General features: G+C 60.3%; 1 pseudogene. It reads left to right on the forward strand.

The features are described 5' to 3' along the window. Nucleotides 1–350: pseudogene (locus WG8_RS27560) on the forward strand (polysaccharide biosynthesis protein); the annotation flags it as partial.

The following is a 350-nucleotide window of genomic DNA, read 5'->3' on the forward strand; positions in this document are numbered from 1 at the left end:
AGTGACGGAGCAGGCGGTCCGGGTAAGTGTGATGATCGTACTGCTGCTGCTCATGCTGTCGCAGGGAGCGGGGGCGGATATGATTGCCGCTGGAGCTGTGTTTGGTTCAGCAGCGGGTGGTGCAGCGGGACTGGTCGTCATGCTGCTATTCTGGCGCAACCACAGAAAGAAGCTCAGAAGGCAGGAGGAGCTGTCTGAGCAGGCTTCGCGGCCTGTGGGGAAGATCGGGCAAATGGGCATACAGGAGACTGCAACAGGATATGCTGGCGCCCTAGAAAGAACGGCGGATGATGTGGCGAGTGGCAGTCGTGCTGTCGTATCAGGTGTGCTGGAGAGTGCAGCCGGGGCAG

The sequence above is a fragment of the Paenibacillus sp. Aloe-11 genome, assembly GCF_000245715.1.
GTDB classification, from domain to species: domain Bacteria; phylum Bacillota; class Bacilli; order Paenibacillales; family Paenibacillaceae; genus Paenibacillus; species Paenibacillus kribbensis.